This is a genomic window from Sphingomonas echinoides ATCC 14820, from assembly GCF_000241465.1.
Classification (GTDB): Bacteria; Pseudomonadota; Alphaproteobacteria; order Sphingomonadales; family Sphingomonadaceae; genus Sphingomonas; species Sphingomonas echinoides.
Map to the genome: position 1 here is coordinate 710,688 of NZ_JH584235.1, position 22,579 is coordinate 733,266.

Here is a 22,579-nt window from a genome sequence, read left to right on the forward strand (position 1 = left end):
GCAGCGTCACTGCGCGATCCCGGTCGCCGTTGTGCCGCCGACTCGACCAAGGATGGTCTCGCCCGCCACGCTGCGCTGGCCGAGCACCACCTGACAGGTGCAATCATCGGGCAGATAGACGTCGAGGCGACTGCCGAAGCGGATCAGTCCAATACGCTGCCCAGCTGCGACCATGTCGCCCGGCTTGACGAACGGCACGATCCGGCGCGCGAGCAGACCAGCGATCTGCGTAAAGCCAATTCGCCGCACGGTGCCGTCCGCCCCCGGGCGACCTTCGACGACGATATGCTGGCGCTCATTGTCTTCGCTCGCTTTGTCGAGCTCGGCATTCACGAACTTGCCCGAGATATAGACGACCTGCTTCACCGTGCCGGCAATCGGCGTGCGGTTGATGTGGACGTCGAACACCGACATGAACACCGACACGCGCACCAGCGGCGCGTCGCCCAGGCCATTCGGCCCGGCCAGTTCGCGTGGTACGGGGACACGCTGGATCATCGACACCAGGCCGTCGGCAGGCGACACGATCAGCCCATCGCCGCTCGGTGTCACGCGGACCGGATCGCGGAAGAACAACGCGACCCATAAAGTGATGCCGATCAGCGGCCACGCCACGAACCAACCGAACCAGATCAACGCAACCAGCGCGATCACCCCGGCGATCGCGACATATTTGCGCCCTTCCGGGTGCAGATCGGGGATACGCCATTTCACGGCTTCGGCGGATGAATTTGGTGTTTCGGGTGGAAGCATCCCCCTTCCCTACCCCACGCTTCCCCGCGCCACAATCATCATCCCGCGCACCTGTCGTTCCGCGCCGGGTTGATCGCCGCGCGCCATGCTCCTAGACGCACCTCGAAACTCCCATAGGAAAGATCGTGATGGCGAAGATCAAGGTGAAGACGCCCGTCGTGGAAATCGATGGCGACGAGATGACGCGGATCATCTGGCAATGGATCCGCGAACGGCTCATTCTCCCCTATCTCGACATCGATCTGGAATATTACGACCTCGGCATGATGAGCCGCGACGCGACCGACGACAAGATCACGGTCGACAGCGCCAAAGCGATCCAGAAATATGGCGTCGGCGTAAAGTGCGCGACGATCACCCCCGACGAAGCCCGCGTCGAGGAATTCGGCCTGAAGAAGATGTGGAAGTCGCCCAACGGCACCATCCGCAACATCCTCGGCGGCACCATCTTCCGCGAACCGATCGTGATCAAGAACGTGCCACGCCTGATTCCGGGTTGGACGCACCCGATCGTTGTCGGCCGCCACGCCTTTGGCGATCAGTATCGCGCGACCGACTTCCTTGTCCCCGGCCCGGGCAAGCTGCGCCTGGTGTTTGACGGTGATGACGGCGAAGTGATCGACCGCGAAGTGTTCCAGTTCCCGTCGGCCGGCGTCGCGCTGGCGATGTACAATCTCGACGATTCGATCCGCGATTTCGCACGCGCCTCGATGCACTATGGCCTCAACCTGAAATGGCCGGTCTATCTCTCGACCAAGAACACCATCCTCAAGGCCTATGACGGGCGCTTCAAGGATCTGTTCGCGGAAGTCTTTGAGACCGAGTTCAAGGACAAGTTCAAGGAAGCCGGCATCGTCTACGAACATCGCCTGATCGACGACATGGTCGCATCGGCGCTGAAGTGGCACGGCGAATTCGTCTGGGCGTGCAAGAATTATGACGGCGACGTGCAGTCGGACCAGGTTGCACAGGGCTTCGGCTCGCTTGGCCTGATGACCTCAGTGCTGCTCACCCCCGACGGCAAGACGGTCGAGGCGGAGGCCGCGCACGGCACCGTCACGCGCCACTTCCGCCAGCATGAGCAAGGCAAGGCAACCTCGACCAACCCGATCGCGTCGATCTTCGCCTGGACCGGTGGCCTCAAATATCGCGGCAAGTTCGACGGCACTCCCGAAGTGACCCAGTTCGCCGAAACGCTCGAGCGCGTCTGCATTCAGACGGTCGAGAATGGTCACATGACCAAGGATCTCGCGCTGCTGATCGGCCCCGATCAGCCGTGGATGACGACCGAGCAGTTCTTCGAGCAAGTTCGCGTCAATCTCGAGCAGGCGATGGGCGCTTCGGCCTAACCCTCCTCCCAAATCTACTTGGCGGCCACCGCGTCCGATACGGACCCGTGGCCGCCGAACCGTCTTTCGGCCACTAAAGGTCTTTTTTGTCAGTCAAAAGCTGACAAGCCGCCAATGTGTTGCGTACAGTGGCTCAATGGCATCTCCCCTAAACTCCACCGGTTTCAGCGACGCCCTCGTAATCCTGGGGGCAGCCGGGCTCGTTATCCCCGCTTTTGCCCGGGCCAAGATCAGCCCGGTCATCGGTTTCATTCTCGTCGGATTACTGGTCGGCCCGTCGGGGCTGGGCGCGCTCGTCCCCAGCTATCCCTGGCTTTACCACATCACCATTTCCGATCCGCACGCGATCGAGCCTTTTGCCGAATTCGGCATCGTGCTGCTGCTGTTTTCGATCGGGCTCGAGTTGTCGTTCAAACGCTTGTGGTCGATGCGCCGACTTGTCTTCGGCACCGGTGCGGCGGAATTGATCGGATCGGGGCTGATACTCGGTACCGGCTTGCACCTGTTGACGGACGTGGCGTGGACCGGATCGTTCGCGCTGGGTATTGCGCTTGCGCTTTCGTCCACCGCACTGGTGCTCCCGATCGCGGGCACGTCGAGCCCTGTCGGGCGTACGGCGTTTGCCATGCTGTTGTTCGAGGATCTGGCGCTGGTGCCGATCATCTTCATTCTGGGCGCGCTGGGGCCGATGGCGGCGGCGGGCGGCTGGATGGGGTTCGCGCGCGTTGGCGGCGGCGCGATTCTGACCGTCGCGATTCTGTTCGTTGGCGGGCGCTTCTTCCTGCCCAAATTGTTCGCCCAGGCGGCGCGCACCAAAAGCCCGGAGTTGTTCCTCGCCGCGTCGCTCTTGGTGGTGATCGCCGCCAGCCTGGCGACGACGGCAGCGGGCCTGTCGCCGATCGTCGGCGCGCTGATCGCCGGGCTGCTGATCGCCGAAACCAATTATCACAGCGAAGTCGAAGTGATGACGGCACCGTTTAAGGGCCTGGCGCTCGGCGTATTCCTCATCACCGTCGGCATGAGTGTCGATCTTGGCGCGATCCTCGCCAATTGGGGGTCGTATTTCCTCGCCATCGTCGGCGTGGTCGCGATCAAGGCGCTGGTCACTTTCGGTTTGCTGCGGCTGGCCGGGATCCGCGGCGGCGTGGCGGCGGAGACGGGCATGTTGATGGGCAGCCCGTCCGAAACGACGCTGATCGTGCTGGGGGCGGCGGGCCAGGCGCAACTGCTCGCGCCGGGTCTCGCCAGCTTCTGGCAGACCGTCACCGCGATCGGCCTGACGATCACGCCCTTGCTCGCCTTGCTCGGCAAACGCGCGGCCAAGCGAATCGAGCGTCGCCAGGGCGATTCACCGGAGGCGTCGATCCCGGAGGAAGGCCCGGGCACCGTCGTGATCGGCTTCGGTCGCGTCGGGCGGATGGTATGCGACATGCTGAAGGTCCACGGCCAGCCTTATGTCGCGGTGGAGGCCGATATCGATGCGGTGAAGGCGGCGCGTGCCGATGGCTATCCGGTGATCTTCGGCGATGTCGTGCGCCCGGAACTGGTCGACCGGCTCAATCTCGGCCGCGCGCGCGCGCTGATCCTGACGATGGACGATCCGGTGCTGAGCGTTGCGCTTACGCGGCGGGTCCGCGGCTGGGTGCCCGATCTGACGATCATCGCGCGCGCACGCGACACCGCCCATGCCGCCGAACTCTACAAAGCAGGCGCGAGCGACGCAGTGCCCGAGACGCTGGAAAGCTCGCTGCAATTGGCCGAGGCAGTACTGACCGATCTCGGCGTCGCGGTCGGCCCGGTAATCGTCTCGATCCACGAGAAGCGCGCCGAATTGCGCCAGGAGATCAAGGCCGCCGCCGATCTGGAGGTCGCGCCGCGCCTGATCCGCGCGCGCCTGAGCAAGGACTAACCGCCGCAGGCAACTGAGACTGCGGCGTAACCGCTTAGCTTGCCAGCGCCGCCTTCACCGCGGCGACCGCTTCGGCCCCCTTCGCGCCGTCCGGCCCACCGCCCTGCGCCATGTCGGGGCGGCCACCGCCACCCTGCCCGCCCAGCGTCGCCACCGCGATCTTGAGCAGATCGACCGCGCTGCGCGTCGCGACCAGATCGGCGGTCACACCAACCGCGACCGAAGCGCGGCCCTCATTGACCGCGACGATCATCGCAATGCCGGAGCCAACCCGCTGCTTCATCTCGTCCACCGCGCCGCGCAGGCCCTTGGGGTCGAGCCCCTCGACCACCTGGCCAAGGAACGACACGCCACCAATCTCTTCCGGTCCCGCCGCAGCCGCACCGGCCCCGCCACCCAGCGCCAGCGCCTTCTTGGCTTCGGCGAGTTCACGCTCCAGCCGCCGCCGATCCTCGACCAGGGCCGCCACGCGCGCGGGCACTTCATCGGGCGAGGATTTCAGCGCCGTCGCCGCCTCGCGCAATTTCTCGTCGCGCGAGGTGAGGTAAGATCGTGCCGCCTCCCCGGTCAGCGCCTCGACCCGGCGCACACCGCTCGACACCGCGCCTTCGCTCACCACGGTGAACAGGCCAATGTCGCCCAATGCGCGGACATGCGTGCCGCCGCACAGTTCGAGCGAGTAGATTTCATCGCCCTCGCGCCCCATCGACACGACGCGGACCTCGTCGCCATATTTCTCGCCGAACAGCGCCATTGCGCCTTCCGCGATCGCCTCGTCAGGCGTCATCAACCGCGTGGTGACGGGGCCGTTGGCGCGGATCTGGTGGTTCACATCCACCTCAACCTGCGCCAGTGCGGCGGGGTCGATCGCGGTCGGTTGCGAAAAGTCGAAGCGCAACCGCTCGGGCGCGACCAGGCTGCCCTTTTGCGCGACATGCAAGCCGAGCCGCTGGCGCAGCGCCTCGTGCAGCAAATGCGTCGCCGAATGGTTGGCGCGGATGCGGTCGCGCCGCCCGCTGTCGATCGTCAGATGCAGCGCATCGCCAATCGCGATTTCGCCTTGCTCGATCTTCGCCTGATGCGCGAACAGGCGACCGAGATATTTGCGCGTATCCTCGACATGCGCCAGCACGCCGCTTGCCGTCAGCGTGCCGGTATCGCCGACCTGCCCGCCGCTCTCGGCATAAAAAGGCGTCTGATTGACGACGATCTCGACCGTCTCGCCCGGCCCGGCGCGCTCGACCCGTGCGCCGTCCTTGACGATCGCGACGACCTGCCCCTCGCCCTCTTCGCTGGCGTACCCGATGAATTCGGTGCTGCCGCTCGCTTCGGCAATGTCGAACCACACATCGTCCGACGCGCGCTGGCCCGATCCCTTCCACGCGGCCCGCGCTGCGCGCTTCTGCTCGGCCATGGCGGTGTCGAACCCGGCGCGATCCACGCCGAAGCCCTGCCGCCGCAGCGCATCTTCGGTCAGATCATAGGGGAAACCGAACGTGTCGTAGAGCTTGAACGCGGTTTCGCCCGGCAGCGTGTCGCCTTCGGCCATCCCAGCGGTCGCTTCTTCCAGCAGCCGCAACCCGTTCACCAACGTGCGGCGGAACTGGGTTTCTTCCTGCAGCAGGGTCGATTCGATCGACGCCTGCGCGCGCACCAGCTCAGGGTAAGCCGCGCCCATTTCGGAAACCAGCGCCGGCACCAGCCGGTGCATCAACGGCTCTTTCGCGCCCAGCAAATGCGCATGGCGCATCGCGCGGCGCATGATCCGGCGCAGCACATAGCCACGCCCCTCATTGGCGGGCAGCACGCCATCGGCGACGAGGAAGCCCGACGAGCGCAGATGATCGGCAATCACGCGGTGGCTCGCCTGCGTCTCGGGCGTCAGCGACGCACCCGACAGCGCGACCGAGGCCGCGATAAGCGCCTTGAAGGTGTCGGTATCATAATTGTCGTGCACGCCCTGCAGCACGGCGGCCACGCGCTCCAGCCCCATGCCGGTGTCGATCGACGGGCGCGGCAGCGGCGTGCGCGTGCCATCGGCCGCCTGGTCGAACTGCATGAAGACGAGGTTCCAGATCTCGACGAAACGGTCGCCATCTTCCTCGGGGCTTCCCGGCGGGCCACCATAAATATGGTCGCCATGGTCGAAGAAGATTTCCGAGCACGGCCCGCACGGGCCCGTGTCCCCCATCGACCAGAAATTGTCGTTGGTGGCGATGCGGATGATGCGCTCTTCCGGCAATCCAGCGATCTTGCGCCACAAATCAAATGCTTCGTCATCGGTGTGATACACGGTGACGGTCAACCGGTTGGGGTCGATCCCCCATTCCTTGGTCAGCAAATTCCAGGCGAGCGTGATCGCGCGTTCCTTGAAATAATCGCCGAACGAGAAATTGCCGAGCATCTCGAAAAAGGTGTGATGCCGCGCGGTATAGCCGACATTGTCGAGGTCATTGTGCTTGCCGCCCGCGCGCACCGATTTCTGCGAAGACGTCGCGGTCGAATAAGGCCGCGATTCCAGGCCGGTGAATACGTTCTTGAACGGCACCATCCCGGCATTGACGAACATCAGCGTCGGGTCGTTCTGCGGCACCAACGGCGCGGACGGAACCTTCGCATGGCCATTGGCCGCGAAATAGTCGAGGAAGCTGCGACGAATGTCGTTGGTCGAGAGCGAGAGCTGGGTCATGCCCGGTGCTTAGGCGAGGCGCGAGCGTATCTCAAGCATGGCTCGGTTCGTCGCGATCCGCTATCGCGCACGGAACTTGCCCGGGGACCCATGATGCGCGTGTTGAAGATTGCGCCACTGCTGCTGTTGCTCGCCCCCACGGCGGAGGTGACGCGCGCCACCGCCGGCGCGCCGCCGCACGCGATTTGCGGCGACGACACGATCGCTCCCAGCGTTGCGCGCCTCCTGCCCGGCTTCGGCACGGGCGCACTCCCGATCCGCACCGCCAAACCGCAAGCCCAGGCGTTTTTCAACAACGGCCTGCAACTCAGCCACGCCTTCGCGCACGATGCCGGGCGCGCCGCCTTTGCCGAGGCAGCGCGACTCGATCCGGCCTGCGCAATGTGCCGCTGGGGCGAAGCCTGGTCGGGCGGCCCGACGATCAACTTTCCCGTCGATGCCGCCACCCAAGTGAAAATGAGCAAGCTGGTCGATGCGGCGATCCCGCTGGCCGCCACCGGCCCGCTGCTCGAACGCCAACTGCTCGCGGCGCTGGCGCTGCGCTACAAAAATGGCGGCGGCAAGGGCCCGGGCGATATCGCCTACGCCCGCGCGATGGAGGCGATCGCGGTCGCGCATCCCGATAGTGACGAACTGCTGACGCTCGCCGCCGATGCCTGGATGATCCCGGCGGCGCTGGGCGAGCGCAGCGACACGCTGCCGCGCGCGGTCGCGCTGCTGGAGACGGTGCTCAAGCGCAATCCGGATTTCACCCCCGCCATCCATTTCTACATCCACGCGACCGAGATGAGCGGCTTTCCGGCGCGCGCCGAGCCCTATGCCGACCGCCTCGCCGCGCTCGCCCCCGCCGCCAGCCATTTGATCCACATGCCGAGCCATACCTATTACTGGATCGGGCGCTATCAGGATGCCGCTGACGCCAATGTCCGCGCTGCCGCCATCGGCGTGGCCGATGCGAAAGCCGCGCATGCGCCCGAGCCAGACGGCGTGTTCCGCCAGCCTTACCACGCGCACAATGTCCATTTCGGCATTGGCGGCGCGTTGATCGCAGGCGACGCGAAAGATGCGCTCGCGCTGTCCGCGCCCGTCCTCGGGGCACTGTCGCGCGCGCCGAAATCCGATCCGTTCCAGCAAATGGTCGGCGGCACCGCCTATTTCGCCCAAGGCCGCTTCGCCGACCCGGCAGCGGTATTGGCGCTGCCCGAACCCGGCGCGGCATACGGTTTCCTGCGCGCCTATCGCCATTATGCGCGCGGCGAAGCGTACGCGCGCCTCGGCAACGCAGCCGCAGTCCGTGCCGAAGCGGCGGCGATCCCGCTGCGCGCCGGCCCTGCCGACAAGGAGGATGCCAGCCTGCAGGCAACCGCGCTGATGCGCATCGCCAAATCCGTGCTGGAAGGCCGCGCAGCCATGCTGGAACACCGTCCCGCCGACGCCGTGAAGGCCTATCGTACGGCGGCCAGGATCGAGACCTCCAAGGTCCTGACCCATTTCGACGATCCGCCCGTGTGGTGGTATCCGACCGAACGCAGCCTCGCCGCCGCTTTGCTGGCCGCAGGCGACACCCAGCAAGCGCTAGCGCAAGCCAACGCCGCCCTCACCCGCTTCCCGCTCGACCCGGTGAGCCTGTCGGTAAGGGCCGACGCGCTGACCGCGCTGGGGCAGACGGCGGCGGCGGAAAAGGACCGCGCGGCGGCGGTGGCGCGGTGGCACGGCGACAAGAGTGCTTTCACCGCGGCGTTGATCTGAGGGGAGCGGGCCGCTGCCAACACGCCTACCCACCACACGCTTCCCCGGCGAAGGCCGGGGCCCAGTAGGTAGGACGGATGCAAGAAAGACCAGCCCCCGCCATACCCCGCCCACCACTGGGCCCCGGCCTTCGCCGGGGAAGCGGGGTGTGGCGCAACTGATCATAGCATCAAAACTGCGGGAAATCTCTTTCCGACCAATATACGACATCGGAGATAGCCGTTAGATAGGAGCTATGAAGCCTTTCTCATCTTCCATCGTGGCGGCTGGCGCAATGTTGCTAACAGGCTGTTCGGTCGAAATCGATGCCAGGAATGCAATTGTTCGACCGGCCTCGCCGACTGAATTTCAGAATGACGCCGAAGCGGCATCACGCAAGCCTTATGGCTTCGGGATATGGGTGCTACTCACGGCATTATTAGAAAAGAAAGACGTTCAGCGCATTTCTCACTCAGAGGTGTATCCTCATGTTTATGTTGTCGAATGCTCGAGCGGGAAGGATACCAACGTCGGGACAGAACCAAAGCTGGAGGGCATTGATTTGGGAAATGCCAATGCCGTCAAAGCTTTGCTGAAAGCGCAGCCAGCCAAGTCAATCTATCAGATGAAAAGTCTCATCTTTGCCCGAAAAGGGGACTTTGAGACGCCGCAGTGCTTGCAACTCAGGGGCGGCAGCTACCTGGGACAAAAGATCATTGAAAAGCGAATTCCCATCCAAGGCAGTGGCCCGCTCCCCTAGGGCCATTACCCACCAATCCGGCAACCTCGACACAATCTCACATCCCCGCCCCTCACCCCAACGGCGCATCAATCGAAATCGGCGGCACGCTGAACCATTTCGGCCCGGTCGCGGTCATGTGGAAGCAATCCTCCAGCCGCACGCCGAACTTGCCCGGCAGATACAGGCCCGGCTCATCCGAAAAACACATGCCCTCGGCCAGCCGCATGGTTTCGCCGTGGACGAGGTTGACCGGCTCATGCCCGTCAAGCCCGATGCCGTGGCCGGTGCGGTGCGACAGGCCGGGCAAGCGATAGCCCGGCCCATAGCCGAGCGAGGCATAGAAGCCGCGCACGGCATCATCCACCGCCCCCGCCGGCGTGCCGATCTGTGCGGCGGCGAAGGCCTTGGCCTGGCCAGCGCGGACCTGATCCCACACCATGCGCTGTTCCGCGCTCGCGCTGCCAAACACGAAGGTGCGCGAGACGTCCGACTGATAGCCCTGCACGGTGCAGCCGCAATCCATCAGCACGATCTGCCCGTCCGCCACGACTTGCGGGTCGCGGCTGCCATGTGGATAGGCCGCGGCGGGGCCTATCAGTACCAACGCGAATTCGGGCGCGCCGCCCAAGTGCCGCGTGGCGGCGTTCATCAGCGCGGCGATGTCGGCGGGCTTCATGCCTTTTTCGACGCGCGGCCAGGTCCAGCGGTAAGCGGCGATCGTCACATCGGTCGCGGTCTGCATAAGCGCGATCTCGGGCGCGGTCTTGCGCATCCGCACCCCGCGCACGACCGGATTGGCCGAGACGATCTTCGCCCCCGGCAGCGCCCGCGCCAGGCCATCGACCGCGAAATAGCGCACCGTTTCCTCAATGCCGATCGGCCGCGCGTCCAGCTTGCGTTCGCGCAGGAAGCCCGCGACCAGCTTCAGCGGATCCTCATCCTCCTGCCACACGCGCACATCCGCCGCGACCCCCAGCGTCTGGCGGACCGAGGGTTCCTCGAAGAACGGCGTGACGATGCACGGCTCGCCCTCGACCGGCAGGATCGCCGCGGTCAGCCGTTCGCTGCGAAACCACATCACGCCGGTGAAATAAACCAGGCTCGATCCCGATTCGATCAGCACCGCGCCAATGCCGTGCGCCTTCATCAGCGCCTGCGCGCGGGCGATGCGCGCGCGGCGCTCGTCCGGCCCGATCGGCGTCGCGCCACTGGCGAGGTTGCGCAAGCCACCGAGATCCGGTTCGGCCGCGCGCAGAACGCCACTGGCCGAAAGCACCGGCAGCACCGCCGCTCCGGCTGCAAACCCACGCCGCGTCAGCATCTTCATCGTCTCGCGCCCCCTCATCGTTAGCGCAACTGTGCCAGCGGCAGGTGGCCGCCGCAACGCAGCATCGCGGCACTTCGGCTTGACCGCTCGCACTTTCTCCCGTTGATGACACGCACTGTAAAAAGGGGTGACACGTGGCGAAGCGATTGACGACCTATATCCTGATCGCGCTGGTGCTTGGCCTCGCCGTGGGATGGACGCTCAACGCCACGATCGATGACGGCACCCCCGCCAGCGCGGCGCGGCTGAAGGAGATTGCCGGCTATATTTCGATCATCACCACGGTGTTCCTGCGGCTGATCAAGATGATCATCGCGCCGCTGGTGCTCTCGACCCTTGTCGTCGGCATTACGCATATGGGGGGCACCGGCGCGCTCGGGCGGATCGGTCTGCGCGCCGTCGCGTGGTTCGTCGGCGCGAGCCTGTTGTCGCTCTCGCTCGGACTGGTGCTGTTCCATGTCACCGCGTCGCTGGGTGAAGTGCTCGGCCTCACGCCGCATCTGGTCGTGCCGCCCGTGACCGAGGGCACCGGGCTCGACAAGGCCGGGTTCGATCTCGCCAAATTCATTACCCATGTCGTGCCGTCGTCGATCTTCGATGCGATGGCGACCAACGAGATCCTGCAGATCGTGGTGTTTTCGGTGTTCCTCGGCGTCGCGATTTCGGCGGTCGGGGAGAAAGCCGCCCCGCTCGTCCGCGCGACCGAGGCTTTGGTCGCGGTGATGCTGCAAGTCACCAATTATGTGATGATGTTCGCGCCGCTGGCGGTGTTCGCCGCCGTCTCCGCCACGCTGACCGAGCAGGGCCCCGGCGTCATCAAGAACCTCGCTTACTTCATGGGCAGCTTCTATTTCGGGCTGGCGGTGTTGTGGGCGCTGCTGTTCGGCCTGTGCTACCTCATCGTGGGGCCGCGCACGCGCAGCTTGCTGCGGTACATCGGCGCGCCGTTGATGATCGGCTTTTCCACCGCCTCGTCCGAAGCCGCGCTGCCGCGCGTACTGGAGGCGCTGGAGCGCTTCGGCGTCCCGCCCAAGATCGCGGGCTTCGTCGTCCCGCTAGGCTATTCGTTCAATCTCGACGGCTCGATGATGTACATGACCTTCGCGTCTTTATTCATCGCCCAGGCGTACGGCATCCATCTCTCGATCGGCGCGCAGGTCACCATGTTGCTGACCTTGCTGATCACCTCCAAGGGCATTGCCGGCGTGCCGCGCGCCAGCCTGGTGGTGATCGCCGCGACGCTGCCGGTGTTCCACATCCCCGAGGCCGGGCTGTTGCTGATCCTCGCGGTCGATCATTTTCTGGACATGGGGCGCTCCGCCACCAACGTCGTCGGCAATGCGATCGCCGCCAGCGTCATCGCCAAATGGGAGGGGACGCTGGAAGCGCCCGAGCCGCCCGAGATCGGCTTGAACGAACTGCCCCGGGCGGATCACGCGTAGCAGGATCGCGGAAAGGGCGCGGCTTTCTAACATTCCGTATGCAGACCAGCGGTGGTGTCTGCAGGCAGGTCTACCCAATCACCGTTCGGGCTGAGCCTGTCGAAGCCCCGTCGTCACGAAGCGAACGCATGCCTGTGGCGGGGTGCCCTTCGACAGGCTCAGGGCGAACGGTGAGCGGAGAGCAAACATCCCGCGTCGCCGCGCTACGCCGTCTCACGCATAGGCATAGGGCCCGCCCTTGGCGAGCGCGGCCTGATAGGCTGGGCGCGCGTGAATCTTGTCGAGCCAGGCGATCGTCGCCGGGCGCGACGCATCGAGGCCCGCGCGGCTGCGCGCGGCCTCCAGCGGGAAGCTCATCATGATGTCGGCCCCCGTGATTGTGTCGCCCGCAAACCAGGGACGGCTCGACAGCTCGGCTTCGACATAATCGAGATGGACGTCGATCATCGGCTGGATGCGCTTGGCGGCGGTCTTGCCGAGCAACGGGATGCGGTTGACGACCAGCAACACCAGCAGCGGCGGCATCACCGACCCTTCGGCATAGTGCAGGAGCTGGCGATAGCGCAGCACCGCATCGCGGTGCGCGGGCGGCCCCAGCCGACCATCGCCACGCTCGACCAGATACTCGACGATCGCGCCGGTTTCGACGATCACATCGCCGATTTCGGTGTCCTCAAGCACCGGCGACTTGCCCAGTGGATGAATGCGCTTGAGTTCCGGCGGGGCCAGCATCGTCTGCTTGTTCCGCTCATAGCGCTTGATCTCATAGGGGAGCCCGAGTTCCTCCAGCATCCACAGAATCCGCTGCGAGCGCGAGTTTTCGAGATGATGGACGATCAAGGTCATGAGAGCTCTCCGGGTCGGCTTGGTGCCCCATCCTAGCAGGCGCGCAGCAGCCAAGCCACACACTGGCTTTGGGTGCGCAATGCGGGTTCGCCACGCGGACACTCTGCGCAGGCCACAGCCCGCCATATGAAAGGCCCGCCATCGCTGGCGGGCCTTCCCGGTCTCTGCGACGGAACCGAGAGCGCTCGATACCGCCATCGTGGGTGGGGACGCAGCCGTGCACTGCCGCAATCCCCGGCTCCGGTCCGCCGCAGCAGACCGGGGCGAAAGTCACATCTCGTCGTCACCCTCATCGGGTTCCGCGCCTGCCATCATTTCCTCGGCAACCTTGTCGGTCCGCGCGCGGATCGCCTTTTCCAGACGATCGGACATCTCGACATTTTCCTTGAGGAAGGTTTTGGCGTTCTCACGCCCCTGCCCGATGCGGACGCTGTCATAGCTGAACCACGCGCCCGATTTCTCGACCAACCCGGCTTTGACGCCCAGATCGAGAATCTCGCCAATCTTGGACACGCCCTGGCCATACATGATGTCGAATTCGACTTGCTTGAACGGCGGCGCGACCTTGTTCTTGACCACCTTCACCCGCGTGGTGTTGCCGATGATCTCGTCGCGATCCTTGATCTGCCCGGTGCGGCGAATATCCAGGCGAACCGAGGCATAGAATTTCAGCGCATTGCCGCCCGTCGTCGTCTCGGGGTTGCCGTACATCACGCCGATCTTCATGCGCAGCTGGTTGATGAAGATCACCATGCAGCGCGAGCGGCTGATCGAGCCGGTCAGCTTGCGCAGCGATTGCGACATCAGCCGCGCCTGCAAGCCGACATGGCTGTCGCCCATCTCGCCTTCGATTTCGGCACGCGGCACCAACGCCGCGACCGAATCGACCACCAGCACGTCGATCGCATTGGAGCGCACCAGCGTATCGACGATTTCGAGCGCTTGCTCGCCCGTGTCGGGCTGCGACACGATCAGCTCATCGATATTGACGCCCAATTTCTTGGCGTAAACTGGGTCGAGCGCATGCTCGGCATCGACGAAAGCCGCCGTGCCGCCACCCTTTTGCGCTTCGGCGATGACGTGCAGCGCCAGCGTGGTTTTGCCCGACGATTCCGGCCCGTAAATCTCGATAACGCGGCCACGCGGCAAGCCGCCAACGCCCAAAGCGATGTCGAGCCCGAGCGAGCCGGTCGAGATCACTTCGACCTGCATCGTCTGCTTGGAGCCGAGCTTCATCGCCGACCCCTTGCCAAACGCCCGGTCGATTTGTGCGAGCGCCGCTTCCAGCGCCTTGGCGCGTTCTGCGGTGGCTTTGTCTGCTTGCTTGTCTGAGGCTGCCATTTTGCTGTCGATGACCTTCAACGATACCGCCATTGGTAGCCTCCTGCGCTAGACCGAACGCCGGGTGCGTTCAATGCGTGATGCAGTGTGTATCGCGTTTGTTCTTTCGGAACAAGAGTAGAACGACAGCCTCTTTCAAAAAATTTGCGCGGTTACGGCATCCCACTACCGCCCGCTGCGCCATAGACTTGGCCGGTGGCGTAGCTGCCACCACTTTCGGCCAGCAGAACGTAAATTCCGGCGAGTTCGCCCGGTTGTCCGGGGCGTCCGAGCGGTGTCTGGCCGCCAAACTGTTCGAGCTTTTCCATCGTCGCGCCACCGGACACTTGCAAGGGCGTCCAGATCGGTCCGGGTGCAACGCCGTTCACGCGGATCCCGCGCGACGCCAATTGTTTGGCGAGGCTGCGCACATAATTGGTCGTCGCCGCCTTGGTCTGCGCGTAGTCATACAGGTCTTCGGAGGGGTCGGTTGCCTGTTCCGACGTCGTTCCGATGATCGCCGATCCTGGTGCCAGATGCGGCAGCGCCGCCTTGATCAGCCAGAACGGCGCGTAGATGTTGGTCTTCATCGTCCGGTCGAATTCCTCGGTGGAAATATCCAGGATCGAGGCGTGCGTTTGTTGCCGGGCGGCATTGCTAACCAGAATGTCCAGCCCGCCCAGCGCATCGATGGCGGTCTGGACCAGGGTCTTGCAGAAATCTTCGCTGCACAGATCCCCCGGGATTGCGACGCCCGTGCGGCCCGCCGCGCGGATCAGGTCGATCACCTCCTGCGCATCCGCCTCTTCATCGGGCAGATAGTTGATCGCAACATCGGCCCCTTCGCGCGCATAGGCGATGGCGGCAGCGCGTCCCATCCCCGAGTCTCCACCCGTGATCAGCGCCTTGCGACCTGCCAGGCGACCGGAGCCGCGATAGCTCGATTCGCCATGGTCGGGCCGGGGTCGCATATCGCGCGCGAGGCCGGGCCATGGCTGGCTCTGGCGCTCGAACGGCGGCTTCGGCCCCACCGTTTGCGGGTCCGTCAAAGCAGCGGGGGAAAGGTCTGTACTGGAAAATGCCACGATCGGTCTCCGTGCCGGGATTGTGGCAGGAGAAACGGCGCAGCCTCGCTATGGGTCCGCGATCAGCCAGGTTTGTTTGGGTAATCCAGATCAGGCCAGGGCGGCCAACGCCTTGGAAACCCCGTCCATGGTGAACGGCTTGGCCAGGGTCGGACGATCCCGATACGCGTCGGCGACGCTATCGTGCGAGCCGCCGGTCGCAAAAACGAAGGGAATGCCCTTTTCGGCGAGCGCCGCCGCGATCGGAAAGCTCTTTTCGCCGCCACGCAAGTTCACGTCGAGGATGGCGGCGTCGATACCACCGGCTTCGATCAATGCCAGCGCCGCCACAACCGTATCGGCCGTGCCGCCGTGACGCTTTCCCAAGACATCGAGAAAATCCTCGATCATCATCGCGATCAAGGGTTCGTCCTCGACGATCAAAATAGTCTGTGGCCCGCTCATGATAGGCCCTTAGCCGGGCATGCCGTAATGCACCAAATCATTTCGCACCCAATACCGCCCGCACCGCTTCTGCAAGCTGTTGCACCGAAAACGGTTTTGCCAGAAAAGCGACATTGTCGAGGTCGATCGACTTGCGGATCGTCTCCTCGGCATAGCCGGACATGAACACGATCGGCAGATCGGGATAGCGCGCGCGTGCCTGACGCACCATGGTCGGCCCGTCCATCAGCGGCATCATCACGTCCGATATGAGCAGATCGGGCTTTGGGCCGGATGCCAGCAACTCCAGCGCCGCCTCGCCATGTTCGGCGCAAAGCACGGTATAGCCCTGCCGCGTCAGCGTCCGCTCGGCGACGGCGCGCACCATATCCTCATCCTCGACCAGCAGGATCGTCCCCGTACCCCACAGATCGACCGGCTTCTCGCGCGGCAAAATCCGCGCCGGTGGTGCCTCCGCCAAGGTGCCCGCCGTATGGACCGGCAGATAGATGGTGAACACCGCCCCCGCCGGTCCGCGCGACCCGGCCTTCACATTATCGGCGAAGATATAACCGCCCGATTGTTTGACGATCCCGTAGACGGTGGACAAACCGAGGCCCGTCCCCTTGCCCACTTCCTTGGTGGTGAAAAACGGCTCGAAGATCTTGGGCAGCACGTCGGGCGGGATGCCGCCACCGGTATCCGCCACTTCCAGCACGACATAATCGGCCGCCGGGAGGATATCGGAGGCGAGCTTGCGCACTTCGGCGGTGGTGACCGCATAGGTCTGGATCGCCAGCGTACCGGTGCCGCGCGGATCCTTCGACATCATCGCATCGCGCGCATTCACCGCGAGATTGACGACGACCTGCTCGAGTTGCCCGGGATCGGCACGCACCGGCCCGAGATTGCGCCCATGCTTGACGGTGAGCGTGACGCTCTCGCCCAACAAGCGCTTGAGCAAATTGGTCACTTCCGAAATCACGTCGGGCAGTTGCAGCACTTGCGGGCGGAGCGTCTGCTGCCGCGAAAAGGCGAGCAATTGGCGCGTCAGGCTGGCGGCGCGGTTGGAATTGGCGCGGATCTGCTGGATGTCGTCATAATCGCTGTCGCCGGGCGAATGGCGCATCAGCATCAAGTCGCAATGCCCGATGATCGCGGTCAGGATATTGTTGAAATCATGCGCGACGCCACCGGCGAGCTGCCCTACCGCCTGCATCTTGGTTGCTTGTGCCACTTCGCGCTTGAGCCGCGTTTCCTCGCTATTGTCCTTCAGACTCAGCAGCACCGCCGAATTGCCGAGCCCGCGCGCGCCCGCGATCGACAGGGCCACCGGTTCATCGGGATGGTCCTTCAACCGCACCGCAAGATCGGTCGAATGCGTCGCGCCGCCGGCAAAGCGCCGGATCGCATCGGCGACCACGCCCTTGTCTTCGCGCACCAGCAGATCGCCGGGATAGATGGGCGGGCTGTGCGGATCGACCGCCGCCGCCCGCGCAAAGGCATCGTTCATCTGCACAAAGCGGCCATCGGCCCCAATCAAGGCAACGCCGAACGGCATCAACGAAACCAGACTCTTGATATGCGCAGCGGCGCTTTCACCGATGGCGGGCTGGCTGTTCTCTTCCTCGTCGATCAGCGCGACCAGCATCGGCGCGTCTTCGCCATCGAGAAAGGGAATTTGCAGAACGCGCAACGGGTTGCGGGCCAACCCTTCGCGTTCGAACCGCGCCATGCCGTGCGAATCGGTGATCAGAAAGCGCGCAAAGTCGCGTCCGACGATCGCGCCTTCCTCATGGCCCATCGCGCGCGCGCGCAGCACGCGATTGGCCGCCCGGATCCGTCCATCGGGATTGATCAGCGCCGCCATGATCCCGGCGCTGCCAAGCCGATCGCCCGTTCCCCCTGAGATCAGATTTTCCATGGTCTGGGCGAGATCCAGGCCCTGCGTGGCGTGGAAGCGCCAGACCAGCAGATTCCCGTCTTCCCCGGCCCGCGTCACTTCGGCGGACAATTGCGCGCCTTTGATCAGGAGACGCGCGACGCCAGCGGTCCCGTCGCGCCATGCCGCGCGCCCGGCCGCCCCCAGAAGCTCCACCCCCGTCGCGTCGAAGGGGAGGCCCGGTGGCGTCGCAAAACCGCCGAACAGCGTTTCGTATCTATTGTTGGCGCATACCAGCCGCCCGGCACGATCGGTCACCGCAATCGCATCGGGGCTGCTTTCGGCGACCGTGCGCGCGACGCTCCAGTCCGGCTCGGCACCAAGCTCCGTCGTGCGCGGGAACAGGCGACGGAACAGCAGCATCGCCCCGGTCGCGACGAGTGCGGTCGCCAGAAACGCTGCCGCAATCGGCGCGCTGCCTATCACCACCAGAATGATCGCCGCAGCCGCGCAGCCGCAGGTGACCGCGATCAAGGCTGCGCCGCGCGACGCGGTCGGGGACGTTGGAAGCGATGCCATCGTCCCCTGCATTGGGCGATGCGCCGGGAGCGTCAAGGGCAAAGCGGCCAGACACGCTTACACCGCGCCACCCATGCCGGGCGGCGCGGTGCAGCATATGGCCTTTACCAGACCTTGACGCGGTCAGCCGGGGCCAGATACAGCTTCTCGCCCGCCTTCACGCCGAACGCCTTGTACCAGGCATCGACGTTGCGCACTTCGACGGTGCGGAACGGGCCCGGCGAATGCTCGTTCGAAATCACTTGCGAGCGCAAAGCGGGCTCGCGGAACTTGATCCGCCAGACCTGTGCGTAGCCCAGGAAGAAGCGCTGGTCGCCGGTCAGCCCATCGATCACCGGCGCGGGCTTGCCGCCGAGCGAACGGTGATACGCATCATAAGCCAGCGCCAACCCGGCCAGATCCGCCATGTTTTCGCCCAGCGTCAGCCCGCCCTTGATGTGCAGGCCCGGCAGCGGCTCATAGGCGTCATATTGCTTGACGAGTTTGTCGGTCATCGCGGTGAAGCGCTTGACGTCCTCAGCCGTCCACCAATCGGTCAGCTTGCCGGTCGGATCATATTTGCGGCCCTGATCATCGAAGTGATGGCTCAATTCATGCCCGATCACCACGCCGATGCCGCCATAATTGACCGCAGGATCGGCCTTGGCATCAAAGAACGGCGGCTGCAGGATCGCGGCCGGGAATACGATCTCGTTCATCGGCGGATTGGCATAGGCGTTCACCGTCATCGGGGTCATGCCCCATTCGGTGCGGTCGATCGGCTGGCCGAGCTTGTGCAGATCGCGCTCATATTCAAACGCGTTCGCCGCCGCGACATTGGCGACGATATCGTCGCGCTTGACCGTCAGCGCCGAATAGTCCCGCCACTTGGACGGATAGCCGATCTTGGGGGTGAAGGCCGCCAGTTTGGCATGGGCCTTCACCTTGGTTTCCGGGGCCATCCAAGTGAGATTGTCGAGCCGCACGCTCATCGCCGCGATGATGTTCTTGACGAGCTGGTCCGCTGCCGCCTTGGTCGCGGGCGGGAAATATTGCTCGACATATGCCTGGCCGACCTGTTCGCCCATCGCCCCGCTGACGATCCCCACGCCGCGCTTCCACCGCACCGGCTGCTGCGGCGCGCCGCTCAGCACCGTGCCGTAGAAAGCGAAATTGGCGTCGTTAATCGGCTTGGCGAGAACGCCGGCGTAGCTGCGCAGCAAGCGCAGGATCAGGAAATCCTGCACCACCTGGACGGGGGCATCGGCAAAGGCCTTGGCTTCGTCGGTCAGCGCGCTTGGCATCCCGACCAGATAATTGGCCTGTCCTGCGGTCCCAGCCGTCTTCATATAGACCTCCCACGGGAAGCCCGGGGCCTTGGTCGCGAAGTCAGCCGCCGACCACTTATTGTAGGTCAGATCGGAATCGCGCGATTTGATGCGGTCCCAATGCGCGGTCGCCAGCGCCTTTTCAAAGGCATAGACCGCTGCGCCGCGCGCGGCGGCATCGTCGACGCCCGCCAGGCCCAGCATCTGCACCTGATAGGCCTGATATTTTGCGCGCGTGTCGGCGAGCTTGGGATCGTCCTTCAGATAATAATCGCGGTCCGGCAGGCCGATGCCCGACTGGCTGAGCCCAACGATATAGGTGTCGGGTGCCTTGTCGTCCTGGCCCACGCCCATGCGGAACAGGCCGCCGACGCCGGTGCGCTGCAGCTTGGCCATTTCGGCCGCCAGCGCGGTCTTGTCCCCCGCTGCGCGAATTTCGGCGATCCAGGGCTTGATCGGATCGATGCCTTTGGCGTTGATCGCGGCCTCATCCATGAAGCTCGCATAGAAATCGCCGATCTTGTCGCCGGGGCGCTTCGCCGCCGCATCCAGGATCGTGCGGGTCTGTTCCAGCGAGCGGTCAGCCAAGCGGTTGAACATGCCGTACGTCGCCTTGTCCGCGGGAATCTCGGTGGCCGCTTCCCACTTGCCGCCGGCGAACTTCACGAAATCGTCACCCGGCTGCACGCTGGTGTCCATGCCGGCAAGATCGAGCCCGAATGCGCCGATTTCAGCCCCGGTCGCCTTCGGCGCGGGCTCCGCCTTTGCCGCCACCTTGGCCTTGGGTGCCGGATTTGCGTGGGTCACCCCCACCAAGGCCGCAGAGGCAAGCAAGGAAACCATGACGAACGAACGACGCATGCAAAAATCCTCTCATCGAAAATTGAATGGAGCGTGTTGTAACCCCAAGACACATTCCGTCAAATCGCTTGTTTCGGCCCTTTTCGCGCGGCTCTTTTGCGCCATTTTCGGCCGATTCGGATCCGCCAGGCGAGCCCGGTCAGGAAATAGCCCAAAACCGAAAGGATCGCGGCGATGAGGACCAGCCCGACGATCGTCGACGGCCCCCCTTGCGACACCAGCCAGTGCAACAATCCGACATTGGCCTTCACATTGCTTGCAATCGGCGCGCCGGGCACGCTGCGATCGAACCGCAAGACCCAGTGCCCGAGCTGATACGCCGCCCAGAATAGCGGCACGGTGGTGATCGGATTGTGGAGCAGCGTCGTGCCCACCGCGACGGGCACGTTGGCGCGCACGGGCAAGGCCGTGACTGCTGCAAGCGGCATATGCGCGAAGGGAAACAGCACCCCGGTAAACAGCCCCAATGCCACCCCGCGCGGCACCGATCGCCGGGTAAAGCGCCACAGCGCCGGTGCGAGGATGCGGTGGGCGACGGGTCGCAGATAGCGGTTGGCCTCGACACTTTCGCGCGTCGGCACATGGCGACCGACCCAGCGGGACAGCCGCGCCATCGCGCTAAGCCGGGCCACGGCCTCAACCACGGTCGCGCATCAGCCGCCCTTGCTCGCGCTTCCAGTCGCGCTCCTTGATCGAGTCGCGCTTGTCATGCGCCTTCTTGCCCTTGGCCAGCGCCAGTTCGACCTTGGCGCGGCCCTTGGAATTGAAATAGACCATCAACGGCACCAGCGTCATGCCGTCTCGCGCCACCGCTCCGTGCATCTTGTTGATCTCGCGCTCATGCAGCAGCAGCTTGCGCGCGCGCTTTGGCTCATGGTTGAAGCGGTTGCCATGGCTGAATTCCGGCACGTTGGAATTGATCAGCCACACCTGCCCGTCCTTCACCTCGGCATAGCTTTCAGCGATCGAGCCGGTGCCGCTGCGCAAGCTCTTCACCTCGGTGCCGGTCAGCGCGATGCCCGCCTCATAGACGGTGTCGATCGCATAATCGTAGCGGGCGCGCCGGTTCTCGGCGACGATCTTGGTTTTTTCGAAAACGGGGGGCTTTGGACGGGCCATAAGAGCGGCGATGTAGGCGCTGTCGCTGCGAAACAAAAGCCACAAGCGCGGATTAGCAACGACACGGCGCAAGATCGCACATTTTGCGCCGGTCGCGCGCGTTGTTCGCTCGCTATGCGCGCACCAATCCTATAAGGTGATGATATGACCGAGTGCCTGAGCCCCAAATTCGCGACGCACAGCTTCGCCATCGCCATTGATGCCGCCGACATCGATTTCATGGGCCATGTCAACAACGCCTCCTATCTCAAATGGGTGCAGGACGCGGTGATCAGTCACTGGCAGCGCTTTGCGCCGGCCGAAGCGCTGGCGACTCACGCCTGGGTCGCGCTGAAGCACGAGATTACGTATCGCAAACCGACCTTCCTTGATGACGAAGTGATCGCCACCGTCCTGCTCGAAAAGGTGCAGGGCGCGCGTGCTTTCTACGAAACGATCATCAAGCGCGGTGAGGAGGTGCTCGCCGAAGTGAAATCCAGCTGGTGCTGCCTCGACGCCACCACCCTGCGCCCGGCGCGCCTCGCCCGCGACGTGATCGACCGCTTCTTCGCGAAGGATTGAGCTGGGCGCGCACGTAACGCCCCTCGACCGTTCGTTTCGAGCGAAGTCGAGAAACCCCGCGCAACGCAAGCTGCCGTTTCTCGACTACGCTCGAAACGAACGGTGAAGGTAGGGCGATCTGCTGCGGTGCGGTATTGCCAAAGCGAGCATGGATAATTTCGCCCAGTTGCGGACAGGCTGCTTATTGCTCGTGAGGCACCACTGGTTGCGGATCGTAGGCTTTAAAGGGGGGACCGACGTCGCCAATGCGCCACCATTTCCCACTACCTTCTGCACACTGACCAAACTTGCAATCTAGAGTGTCGGATACAAGCCGACGCAGCCGAGCCACTTCGTCGCAATCAACGTCCGGCGCAAACTTGATCTGCACCACCGACACGGGGTTCAGCGTCGCAGTTTCCTTTAAATAATCTTTGAGCGTAGCATCCGAGACGCCTATCCCATTCCATTGTAGTGAGCCGTCCGCGCGAACCGCTATGACACTCATAAGCGACATCACGCCCCGTCCATCACGCGGAGTTATCCAGTTCGCAGGCAAACGACCACATCCCTCGGCGTAGGTCGTCTGGTGATGACAGCCGCCCAAGAACATCATCACGCTAAGTAAGAGACCGATCTTATTCATAGCCAGAGCCTCGTCCCGCTTTGACGGCTAAG

At 64.2% G+C, this 22,579-nt stretch carries 18 protein-coding genes; 6 read left to right on the forward strand and 12 right to left on the reverse strand.

What is annotated here, in order from left to right; translation table 11 throughout:
- Positions 1-6: 6 nt before the first annotated feature.
- The gene (locus tag ON00_RS03320) at positions 7-753 is read right to left on the reverse strand and encodes a phosphatidylserine decarboxylase (RefSeq protein WP_010403142.1); all 747 of its coding nucleotides are present in this window, start codon (positions 751-753) and stop codon (positions 7-9) included.
- 128 nt (positions 754-881) lie between these two features.
- On the opposite strand from ON00_RS03320, the gene ON00_RS03325 reads away from it, so the two are divergent.
- Together ON00_RS03325 and ON00_RS03330 are read left to right on the forward strand one after the other, a co-directional pair.
- Complete coding sequence (locus ON00_RS03325) at positions 882-2,102, forward strand: NADP-dependent isocitrate dehydrogenase (RefSeq protein WP_010403143.1); 1,221 nt, start codon at positions 882-884, stop codon at positions 2,100-2,102.
- Positions 2,103-2,238: 136 nt separating this feature from the next.
- Positions 2,239-4,011, forward strand: a complete 1,773-nt coding sequence (locus tag ON00_RS03330; protein ID WP_010403144.1) for a cation:proton antiporter domain-containing protein — start codon at positions 2,239-2,241, stop codon at positions 4,009-4,011.
- A 34-nt stretch (positions 4,012-4,045) separates the two neighbouring features.
- Here the strand turns inward: ON00_RS03330 and alaS are convergent, their stop codons facing one another.
- Positions 4,046-6,700, reverse strand: coding sequence for an alanine--tRNA ligase (gene alaS / locus ON00_RS03335; protein ID WP_010403146.1), 2,655 nt, complete (start codon positions 6,698-6,700; stop codon positions 4,046-4,048).
- Between the two features lie 93 nt (positions 6,701-6,793).
- Between alaS and ON00_RS03340 the strand changes: the two genes are divergently transcribed.
- Both ON00_RS03340 and ON00_RS03345 read left to right on the forward strand, forming a co-directional pair.
- Positions 6,794-8,449: a hypothetical protein gene (locus tag ON00_RS03340; RefSeq protein WP_245535527.1), complete on the forward strand. Its 1,656-nt coding sequence runs from the start codon at positions 6,794-6,796 to the stop codon at positions 8,447-8,449.
- A gap of 235 nt (positions 8,450-8,684) precedes the next feature.
- Positions 8,685-9,188 carry a hypothetical protein gene (locus ON00_RS03345; RefSeq protein ID WP_010403148.1) on the forward strand — a complete coding sequence of 168 codons (504 nt, stop codon included), beginning with the start codon at positions 8,685-8,687 and terminating at the stop codon, positions 9,186-9,188.
- A gap of 52 nt (positions 9,189-9,240) precedes the next feature.
- Here the strand turns inward: ON00_RS03345 and ON00_RS03350 are convergent, their stop codons facing one another.
- On the reverse strand, positions 9,241-10,497 hold the full coding sequence (locus ON00_RS03350) for a M24 family metallopeptidase (RefSeq protein WP_010403149.1): 1,257 nt from the start codon (positions 10,495-10,497) through the stop codon (positions 9,241-9,243).
- A 134-nt stretch (positions 10,498-10,631) separates the two neighbouring features.
- Here ON00_RS03350 and ON00_RS03355 point away from each other — a divergent pair, with 134 nt between their 5' ends.
- Positions 10,632-11,939, forward strand: coding sequence for a dicarboxylate/amino acid:cation symporter (locus tag ON00_RS03355; RefSeq protein WP_010403150.1), 1,308 nt, complete (start codon positions 10,632-10,634; stop codon positions 11,937-11,939).
- Between the two features lie 213 nt (positions 11,940-12,152).
- On the opposite strand, the gene ON00_RS03360 is transcribed toward ON00_RS03355, so the two are convergent.
- From ON00_RS03360 to smpB, 8 genes are all read right to left on the reverse strand, one after another.
- Positions 12,153-12,785: a glutathione S-transferase family protein gene (locus ON00_RS03360; protein WP_010403151.1), complete on the reverse strand. Its 633-nt coding sequence runs from the start codon at positions 12,783-12,785 to the stop codon at positions 12,153-12,155.
- Between the two features lie 270 nt (positions 12,786-13,055).
- A complete protein-coding gene (recA, locus tag ON00_RS03365; protein WP_010403152.1) occupies positions 13,056-14,159 on the reverse strand; it encodes a recombinase RecA in 1,104 nt (367 codons plus the stop codon).
- 119 nt (positions 14,160-14,278) lie between these two features.
- Positions 14,279-15,190, reverse strand: a complete 912-nt coding sequence (locus ON00_RS03370; protein ID WP_281047976.1) for an SDR family oxidoreductase — start codon at positions 15,188-15,190, stop codon at positions 14,279-14,281.
- Between the two features lie 90 nt (positions 15,191-15,280).
- Complete coding sequence (locus ON00_RS03375) at positions 15,281-15,634, reverse strand: response regulator (protein ID WP_010403155.1); 354 nt, start codon at positions 15,632-15,634, stop codon at positions 15,281-15,283.
- Positions 15,635-15,671: 37 nt separating this feature from the next.
- Positions 15,672-18,074 (reverse strand): response regulator, encoded by a 2,403-nt coding sequence (locus tag ON00_RS03380; protein ID WP_010403156.1) that lies wholly within the window; start codon positions 18,072-18,074, stop codon positions 15,672-15,674.
- 104 nt (positions 18,075-18,178) lie between these two features.
- On the reverse strand, positions 18,179-20,242 hold the full coding sequence (locus tag ON00_RS03385; RefSeq protein WP_010403157.1) for a M13 family metallopeptidase: 2,064 nt from the start codon (positions 20,240-20,242) through the stop codon (positions 18,179-18,181).
- A gap of 59 nt (positions 20,243-20,301) precedes the next feature.
- Entirely contained in the window at positions 20,302-20,856 is a 555-nt protein-coding gene (locus tag ON00_RS03390; protein ID WP_029622403.1) for a DUF2062 domain-containing protein, read from the reverse strand.
- A 22-nt stretch (positions 20,857-20,878) separates the two neighbouring features.
- Positions 20,879-21,361, reverse strand: coding sequence for an SsrA-binding protein SmpB (gene smpB / locus ON00_RS03395; protein WP_010403159.1), 483 nt, complete (start codon positions 21,359-21,361; stop codon positions 20,879-20,881).
- A gap of 144 nt (positions 21,362-21,505) precedes the next feature.
- Between smpB and ON00_RS03400 the strand changes: the two genes are divergently transcribed.
- Complete coding sequence (locus ON00_RS03400; RefSeq protein WP_010403160.1) at positions 21,506-21,922, forward strand: acyl-CoA thioesterase; 417 nt, start codon at positions 21,506-21,508, stop codon at positions 21,920-21,922.
- A 181-nt stretch (positions 21,923-22,103) separates the two neighbouring features.
- Here the strand turns inward: ON00_RS03400 and ON00_RS20505 are convergent, their stop codons facing one another.
- Entirely contained in the window at positions 22,104-22,547 is a 444-nt protein-coding gene (locus ON00_RS20505; RefSeq protein ID WP_154651271.1) for an ExbD/TolR family protein, read from the reverse strand.
- Between the last annotated feature and the right edge of the window lie 32 nt (positions 22,548-22,579).